General features: G+C 65.1%; 10 protein-coding genes. 6 read left to right on the forward strand and 4 right to left on the reverse strand.

Going from position 1 to position 7,267, the window contains the following annotated elements; translation table 11 throughout:
- Position 1: 1 nt before the first annotated feature.
- The 3 genes from rpsR to LRS12_RS15990 all read right to left on the reverse strand — a co-directional run bounded on the left by rpsR (position 2) and on the right by LRS12_RS15990 (position 1,171).
- Complete coding sequence (gene rpsR / locus LRS12_RS15980) at positions 2 to 226, reverse strand: 30S ribosomal protein S18 (protein WP_066575653.1); 225 nt, start codon at positions 224 to 226, stop codon at positions 2 to 4.
- Positions 227 to 229: 3 nt separating this feature from the next.
- Positions 230 to 607, reverse strand: a complete 378-nt coding sequence (rpsF, locus tag LRS12_RS15985) for a 30S ribosomal protein S6 (RefSeq protein WP_257845385.1) — start codon at positions 605 to 607, stop codon at positions 230 to 232.
- 183 nt (positions 608 to 790) lie between these two features.
- Positions 791 to 1,171 carry an RcnB family protein gene (locus LRS12_RS15990; protein ID WP_257845386.1) on the reverse strand — a complete coding sequence of 127 codons (381 nt, stop codon included), beginning with the start codon at positions 1,169 to 1,171 and terminating at the stop codon, positions 791 to 793.
- Positions 1,172 to 1,360: 189 nt separating this feature from the next.
- On the opposite strand from LRS12_RS15990, the gene fabD reads away from it, so the two are divergent.
- The 5 genes from fabD to mltG all read left to right on the forward strand — a co-directional run bounded on the left by fabD (position 1,361) and on the right by mltG (position 5,806).
- Positions 1,361 to 2,296: an ACP S-malonyltransferase gene (gene fabD, locus LRS12_RS15995; RefSeq protein WP_257845387.1), complete on the forward strand. Its 936-nt coding sequence runs from the start codon at positions 1,361 to 1,363 to the stop codon at positions 2,294 to 2,296.
- A gap of 11 nt (positions 2,297 to 2,307) precedes the next feature.
- Positions 2,308 to 3,045 (forward strand): 3-oxoacyl-[acyl-carrier-protein] reductase, encoded by a 738-nt coding sequence (gene fabG, locus LRS12_RS16000; protein WP_257845388.1) that lies wholly within the window; start codon positions 2,308 to 2,310, stop codon positions 3,043 to 3,045.
- A 98-nt stretch (positions 3,046 to 3,143) separates the two neighbouring features.
- Complete coding sequence (locus LRS12_RS16005; protein ID WP_066575645.1) at positions 3,144 to 3,380, forward strand: acyl carrier protein; 237 nt, start codon at positions 3,144 to 3,146, stop codon at positions 3,378 to 3,380.
- A 169-nt stretch (positions 3,381 to 3,549) separates the two neighbouring features.
- The gene (gene fabF, locus LRS12_RS16010; RefSeq protein WP_257845389.1) at positions 3,550 to 4,809 is read left to right on the forward strand and encodes a beta-ketoacyl-ACP synthase II; all 1,260 of its coding nucleotides are present in this window, start codon (positions 3,550 to 3,552) and stop codon (positions 4,807 to 4,809) included.
- A 22-nt stretch (positions 4,810 to 4,831) separates the two neighbouring features.
- Positions 4,832 to 5,806 (forward strand): endolytic transglycosylase MltG, encoded by a 975-nt coding sequence (gene mltG / locus LRS12_RS16015; protein ID WP_257845390.1) that lies wholly within the window; start codon positions 4,832 to 4,834, stop codon positions 5,804 to 5,806.
- Here mltG and LRS12_RS16020 read toward each other — a convergent pair.
- A complete protein-coding gene (locus LRS12_RS16020) occupies positions 5,803 to 6,765 on the reverse strand; it encodes an MFS transporter (RefSeq protein WP_257845391.1) in 963 nt (320 codons plus the stop codon). The genes mltG and LRS12_RS16020 overlap by 4 nt on opposite strands.
- Positions 6,766 to 6,799: 34 nt before the next feature.
- On the opposite strand from LRS12_RS16020, the gene LRS12_RS16025 reads away from it, so the two are divergent.
- Entirely contained in the window at positions 6,800 to 6,976 is a 177-nt protein-coding gene (locus LRS12_RS16025; RefSeq protein WP_257845392.1) for a hypothetical protein, read from the forward strand.
- Positions 6,977 to 7,267: the final 291 nt, after the last annotated feature.

Below are 7,267 nucleotides of genomic sequence, written 5' to 3' on the forward strand. Positions count from 1 at the left end.
CTTACTTAACGATGAAGGGCAGCAGGCCCAGATGGCGTGCGCGCTTGATGGCGATCGCCAGCTCGCGCTGCTTCTTCGCGCTCACCGAGGTGATGCGCGAGGGGACGATCTTGCCACGCTCGGAGACGAAGCCCTGCAGCAGGCGAACGTCCTTATAGTCGATCCGGGGCGCATCCTTCGCGGAGAAGGGGCAGCTCTTGCGGCGGCGGAAAAAGGGTCGTGCCATGTCTTATTCTCCCCGGCCTTCGTCACCGTCGCGGTCGCGACGACCGCGGCGCTCGCGGTCACCCTTGCGCATCATCACGGTCGGACCCTGCTCCAGCTCGTCCACGCGGACGGTCATGTAGCGGATCACGTCTTCGTTGATCTGCGTCTGGCGCTCGAGCTCGGCGACGACACCTGCGGGGGCGTCGATTTCGAGCATCACGTAATGCGCCTTGCGGTTCTTCGCGATCTTGTAGGCGAGGCTGCGAAGACCCCAGGTCTCGGTCTTGACGACCTTGCCCTGATTATCCTCGACGATCTTGGTGGCGGTTTCCGCCAGTGCGTCCACCTGCGCCTGTGCCAGATCCTGGCGCGCAAGGAACACATGCTCGTACAGAGCCATGCGTCTGTTCTCACTGTTGGCCGATCGCTGACGCCCGCACCATGCGAGACGCCCCTCCGGCTGTCGTTCCAAATACGAAAAGCGGCCAGCCGAGGCTGCCGCTCAACGACGCGCCCTTACGCGCGCTTTCGGGAAAAAGGCAAGCGGCGAGGTGATGGACACCCCGCCGCCCGGAGGAAGCCTTTAGCGGATCATGTTGCCGAAGATGGCGCCGATGATGCCGCTCGCGATGCTGACCAGCACGATGTCATTGCCCGACTGGACGTAGCGATAGCCGCGCGGCGGGGCGTTCAGGTGACCGCGATACTGGCGGTTGTACTGGCGATAGTCGATCTGGCGGTAATTCTGGGCATAGCGGTGGTCGAACCGCTGGCCGCGCTGCCACTTGCGATAGCGCTGCGGGGTCGCCTTGCCGACAGTCTGCTGGCGGACCACGACCTTGCCGTTCGGCTTGTGCTTCACGACCGTCGTATGGCGCTGCGGAGCTGCTGCGGCGGGCGCGGCGGCGAGTATCGGGCTGACCGCGACCGATGCGGCGACGGCGGCGAGAACAAACTTCTTCATCTTCAGTCTCCTGCGTTCGAGCCCGTCATCGGGCGACGAGATCAATCTGGGGGGCCGCGTGTCGCAGGGGTTTCGCGGAAGTTGTGCAAAATGGTCGCCGTGTGTCGCAACCCGTTCAGCTTCGTTCATCTTGCGGTTGTGGGGGAGCGGGCTTAGGGCGACCGCCTGATTTCGAGAGGAGCCTTGAACATGCGTGCCTTCATCTTTCCGGGGCAGGGGAGCCAGTCGGTCGGCATGGGGCTGGCGCTCGCCCAAGCGAGCGCCGCCGCGCGCGAGGTGTTTCAGGAGGTCGACGATGCGCTGGGGCAGAAGCTGTTCAAGCTGATGACCGAAGGGCCGGAGAGCGACCTGACGCTGACCGAAAACGCCCAGCCGGCGATCATGGCGCATGCCATCGCGGTGCTGCGCGTGCTGGAAAAGGAAGGCGGGGTGCGGCTGTCCGACAAGGCCGATTTCGTCGCGGGGCATTCGCTGGGCGAATATAGCGCATTGTGCGCGGCAGGGGCGTTCAGCCTGCCGCAGACCGCAGCGCTGCTGAAGGCGCGCGGCCAGGCAATGCAGGCGGCGGTGCCGGTGGGTGAGGGGGCGATGGCCGCGCTGCTCGGGGCCGACATCGCCAAGGCGGAAGCGCTGAGCGCGGCGGCGGCCGAGGGCGAAGTGTGCGAGGTCGCCAACGACAATGACCCGACCCAGGTGGTGATTTCCGGCCATCGCGGCGCGATCGAGCGCGCGGTAGCGCTGGTGAAGGACTATGAGATCAAGCGCGGCGTACTGCTGCCGGTGTCTGCCCCCTTTCATTGTTCGCTGATGCAGCCAGCGGCGGATGCAATGGACGCGATCCTGGCCGAGGCGACGACCGACGGCCTGCTGGTGCCGCTCTACGCCAATGTCACCGCAGCCCCGGTCACGTCGGGTGCCGAGGCGAAGACGCTGCTGGTCGATCAGATCACCGGCCGCGTGCGCTGGCGCGAGTCGATTCTTGCGATGCAGGAGGCCGGCGTGACGCAGTTCGTCGAGCTTGGCGGCAAGGTGCTGGGCGCGATGGTCAAGCGGATTGCGCCGGACGCGACCGTGACGAGCGTGGTGACGATGGATGATATCGAGGCGCTCGAAAAGGCGCTCTGAGGAGAATGAATATGTTCGACCTGACAGGCATGACCGCGCTGGTGACCGGCGCATCGGGTGGGATCGGTTCCGCGATCGCCAAGGCAGTCGCCGCTCAAGGCGCGCGACTGGCGGTATCCGGGTCCAATGCCGAGAAGCTGGAGGCGTTTCGCGCTGAGCTGGGCGGGGATCATGTCGCACTCGCCTGCAACCTGTCCGATGCGGCAGCGGTGGATGCGCTGGTGCCGTCGGCGGTCGAAGCGCTCGGCAAGCTCGACATCCTCGTCAACAATGCCGGCGTCACCCGCGACAACCTCGCCATGCGGATGAAGGATGAGGAATGGGACACCGTGATCCGCGTCAACCTTGAGGCCGCGTTCCGCCTGATGCGCGCTGCTGCCAAGCCGATGATGAAGGCGCGCTATGGCCGGATGATCTCGATCACCTCCGTCGTCGGCGCGACCGGAAATCCGGGACAGGCCAACTATGCCGCGTCCAAGGCCGGGTTGGTCGGAATGTCCAAGGCGCTGGCGCAGGAACTGGCGAGCCGCAACATCACCGTGAACTGCGTCGCGCCGGGCTTTATTCGCTCGGCGATGACCGACGTATTGCCCGAGGCGCAGAAGACCGCGCTGCTGACAAAAATTCCGGCCGGCGATCTTGGCAGCGGCGAGGATATCGCTGCGGCGGTGGTCTATCTTGCGTCGAAGGAAGCGGGCTATGTCACCGGCCAGACACTGCACGTGAATGGCGGCATGGCGATGCTGTGATCCACCGGTGACGCTGCGTCCCCCTCTTGCGCAGGGGCTGGCGGCGTTCTAGGTGCGTTCAGGATTAGAGATTCAACCCATAAGAAGGAACAGGGTACATGAGCGAGACCGCCGATCGCGTGAAGAAGATCGTCGTCGAGCACCTCGGCGTCGAAGCCGAAAAGGTGACCGAGGATGCAAGCTTCATCGACGACCTGGGCGCGGACAGCCTCGACATCGTCGAGCTGGTGATGGCGTTCGAGGAAGAATTCGGTGTCGAGATCCCCGACGATGCGGCGGAAAAGATCACGACCGTGAAGGACGCGATCACCTATATCGACGAAAATCAGGGCTAAGCGGGTCACCGCGATGCCGGCCCGCATGGGCAGGATTTGACGAACGGCTCCCGGTCCCGGAAAGGGGTGGGGAGCCGTTTCCTTTGTGAAGCATTTTACTGTCGCATCGTTGGTCGCTGAACATCGGTTCCATTTGGTTCAGCACGATGCCTGATACCGGAGAGTTGCTATGCGGCGCGTCGTCGTAACCGGCCTCGGCCTTGTCACCCCGCTGGGCGGGGATGTCGAAACCACGTGGACGAACATCATCGCGGCCAAATCGGGCGCGGGGACGATCACACGCTTTGACGCGACCGATTTCCAGAGCAACTATGCCTGTGAGGTGAAGCCCGCCGACCATGAATATGGCTTCGACCCTGGCAAGCGCGTCGATCACAAGATCCAGCGCCAGGTCGATCCGTTCATCGTCTATGGCATCGACGCTGCGGGGCAGGCGATCGAGGACGCCGGCCTGCTCGACATGAGCGAGGAAGAGCGGCTGCGCGCCGGTTGCTCGATCGGGTCGGGAATCGGCGGCCTTCCGGGCATCGAGAGCGAATCGCTAGTTCTGCACGAGAAGGGGCCGAAGCGCGTTTCGCCGCATTTCGTGCATGGTCGGCTGATCAACCTGATCTCGGGTCAGGTTTCGATCAAATACGGGTTGATGGGGCCGAATCACGCGGTGGTTACCGCCTGTTCGACCGGGGCGCATTCGATCGGCGACGCTGCGCGGATGATCGCAATGGATGACGCCGACGTCATGCTGGCGGGCGGCGCGGAAAGCACCATTTGCCCGATTGGCATCGCCGGTTTCGGTCAGGCGCGCGCGCTGTCGACCGGCTTCCGCGACGAACCGTGGCGCGCCAGCCGCCCATGGGATCAGGGTCGCGACGGGTTCGTCATGGGCGAGGGCGCGGGCATCGTCGTGCTCGAGGAATATGAGCGGGCCAAGGCGCGTGGTGCCAAGATTTATGCCGAAGTGATCGGCTATGGCCTGTCGGGTGACGCCTATCACGTCACGGCACCGCACCCCGAGGGTTCGGGCGCATTCCGGTCGATGCAGATGGCGATGAAGCGCTCGGGCCTCGCGCTGTCGGACATCGACTATATCAACGCGCACGGCACCTCGACCCCGTTGGGCGACGAACTGGAGCTGGGCGGTGTTCGCCGCCTGTTCGGCGACGCGATCGGCGATCTGTCGATGAGCTCGACCAAGTCGGCAATCGGCCATCTGCTGGGCGGTGCGGGCGCGGTGGAGAGCATCTTCTGCATCCTCGCCATGCGCGACCAGATCGTGCCGCCGACGCTGAACCTCGACAATCCGAGCGAGAATTGCGTCGGCGTCGATCTGGTGCCGCACAAGGCCAAGGAGCGGAAGGTGAAGGCGGTGCTGAACAACTCGTTCGGCTTTGGCGGGACCAATGCGTCGCTGGTGATGAAGGCGGTTTGATCCGCAGGTTCGGGAGACGTTGGTGCGCAAGTTCGGCTGCTTCGGCGTCCTCCTGATCCTCGCGCTCGTCGGCGCGGCCTTTTGGGCGGCGCAGCTTTGGGGTGGCCCCGGTCCGGGCGCGCGCAACTCGACGCTGATGGTGGCTCAGGGATCGACCCTGACCACTGCCGCGCGCGAGCTTGAGAAGCAGGGCGCGATCCGCGATGCCGACCTGTTCCTGTGGATGGCGCGGGTGTTTGGCGACGACACGCCGATCCAGGCGGGCGAATATCGCGTGCCGGCGAAGATCAGTCAGTCGGACCTGCTCAAGATGCTGCAGGGCGGGCGCACGCTCCAGCGCTTCGTGATGATTCCCGAGGGGATGCCGTCGATCATGGTGCATGAGCGGCTGATGGCCGCCGAGCAGCTCGAGGGTGAGGTCGAGGTGCCGGTCGAGGGCACGGTGCTGCCGGACAGCTATGCCTATAATCGCGGCGATACGCGGCAGGCGGTGCTCGATCGCATGCAGAATGCGATGCTGGACTATCTCAGCAAGGCATGGGCGAAGCGCAAGCCGGGCATTGCGGTGGCGAATGAGCGTGAGGCGCTGATCCTCGCGTCGATCGTCGAAAAGGAAACGGGGAAGCCCGAGGAGCGGCGGATGGTCGCCGGGGTCTATTCCAACCGGCTGAAGCGCGGGATGCCATTGCAGGCCGATCCGACCGTCATCTATCCGGTGACCAAGGGCAAGCCGCTCGGCCGCCGTATCCTGCGCTCCGAACTGCAGGACAAGAATGGGTACAATACCTATGCCAGCGCGGGCCTGCCGATCGGGCCGATCGCCAATCCGGGCCGCGCGAGCATCGACGCTGTGCTGAACCCGGAACAGACCAGCGCGCTCTACTTCGTCGCGGATGGCACCGGCGGGCATATCTTCGCCGACACGCTGGAGCAGCACAACGCCAACGTCCAGAAATGGTATGCCCTGCGCCGCGCGCGGGGGAGATGTAGGGCCTAGTCGGCGCTGCGCCCAACTCCGAGGCGTGGCAGCACGATCAGAAACGCGAGCCCTCCGACTGCCAGCACGCCGGCCAGCATCGCCATCGGCGCAAGCGTGCTGCCGGTATAGTCGCGGACCATCGGCACCGCGTTCTGCGCGGCAAATCCGCCGAGATTGCCGACCGAGTTGATCACCGCGAGCCCGGCGGCGGCGTGGGCCCCGCAGAGCAGCCCTTGCGGTACGCTCCAGAACACCGGCTGGGCGGAGAAGATCGCGGCGGCGGCGATGCACAAACAGGCGAATTTGAGCGCTGCGCCGGGCACAACGACGCTGGCGAGGAAGAAGGCAGCGGCGACCAGCATCGGGCCGGCGACGTGCCAGCGGCTCGTCCCGTGGCGCGCTGCGTGACGCGGGACCGCCCAGAGCGCGGCCGCGACGAGGATCCACGGGATCACGTTGATGATGCCGTTCTGGATATTCGACGCGCCGAAGCTCTTGACGATGGTCGGGAGCCAGTAGCTAAGGCCATAGGCACCGAGCGGCATCGCGAAATAGAGCAGCGAGAGCAGCAGCACGCGCGGGTCGGCGACAGCGCGCCAGGCCGAGCCATGGTCGCCTGACGGGCTTTCGGCGGCGAGGGTAGTGGCGAGCCAGTGTTTTTCGCCGTCGCTCAGCCATTTCGCCTCGCCGGGGGTGCTGGGCAGTTTCCACAATACGACAGGCGCGAGCAGCACCGGGGGCAGTCCGGTGGCGACGAACACCCATTGCCATCCGGCGAGGCCCGCCACGCCGTCCAGTTCCAACAGCGCGCCGCCGATCAGCGATCCGACCGCATTGGCAAAGGCGCTGGCGATCATGAACAGCCCGACCATCCGCGCGCGGTGCGCCTGCGGATACCAGAGGGTGAGGAGGTAGAGCACCCCGGGGAAGAACCCCGCCTCCGCCGCGCCGAGCAGGAAGCGCAGGACGTAGAACATCGTCGGGCTTTGCGTGTAGCCGAGCGCGACGGTGATGAGACCCCCAGGTGAGCATGATCCGGGTGAACCACACCCGCGCGCCAATGCGGGCGAGCACCATGTTGGCGGGTGCCTCGAACAGGAAATAGCCGAGGAAGAACAGGCTGGCGCCAAGGCCATAGGCGGCTTCGGACATGCCGAGCGCGTCGACCATCTCCAGCTTGGCATATGAGACGTTCTGCCGGTCGATATAGGCGAGGAGGTACATGGTGCAGAGCAGCGGCATCAGCCGCGCGCTGATCCTCGCAAGCGTCGCCTGCGGCGAAACCGCATCGTCCATAGAAACCTCCCCCTGTCGCCGGCGAGATTTGCCGAATGCGGGAGCGAGCACAATCGAATTATGGGAGCGCTACCTCAATCAAGGTCGATCACCGCGCGCCAGCGGTCGCTATCCACTTCGCGGAACAGCAGCGCATAGGGGGATTGCTCCTCCGGATCCCAGCCGATTTCGTCAAACGCAGCG

Source organism: Sphingomonas sp. J344, from assembly GCF_024700005.1.
GTDB lineage: Bacteria > Pseudomonadota > Alphaproteobacteria > Sphingomonadales > Sphingomonadaceae > Sphingomonas.

Excerpts from the sequence above, each read along its gene's own strand:
- rpsR (WP_066575653.1), bottom strand. The coding sequence starts at position 226 with ATGGCACGACCCTTTTTCCGCCGCCGCAAGAGCTGCCCCTTCTCCGCG.
- rpsF (WP_257845385.1), bottom strand. The coding sequence starts at position 607 with ATGGCTCTGTACGAGCATGTGTTCCTTGCGCGCCAGGATCTGGCACAG.
- LRS12_RS15990 (WP_257845386.1), bottom strand. The coding sequence starts at position 1,171 with ATGAAGAAGTTTGTTCTCGCCGCCGTCGCCGCATCGGTCGCGGTCAGC.
- fabD (WP_257845387.1), top strand. The coding sequence starts at position 1,361 with ATGCGTGCCTTCATCTTTCCGGGGCAGGGGAGCCAGTCGGTCGGCATG.
- fabG (WP_257845388.1), top strand. The coding sequence starts at position 2,308 with ATGTTCGACCTGACAGGCATGACCGCGCTGGTGACCGGCGCATCGGGT.
- LRS12_RS16005 (WP_066575645.1), top strand. The coding sequence starts at position 3,144 with ATGAGCGAGACCGCCGATCGCGTGAAGAAGATCGTCGTCGAGCACCTC.
- fabF (WP_257845389.1), top strand. The coding sequence starts at position 3,550 with ATGCGGCGCGTCGTCGTAACCGGCCTCGGCCTTGTCACCCCGCTGGGC.
- LRS12_RS16020 (WP_257845391.1), bottom strand. The coding sequence starts at position 6,765 with ATGTTCTACGTCCTGCGCTTCCTGCTCGGCGCGGCGGAGGCGGGGTTC.
- LRS12_RS16025 (WP_257845392.1), top strand. The coding sequence starts at position 6,800 with ATGAGACCCCCAGGTGAGCATGATCCGGGTGAACCACACCCGCGCGCC.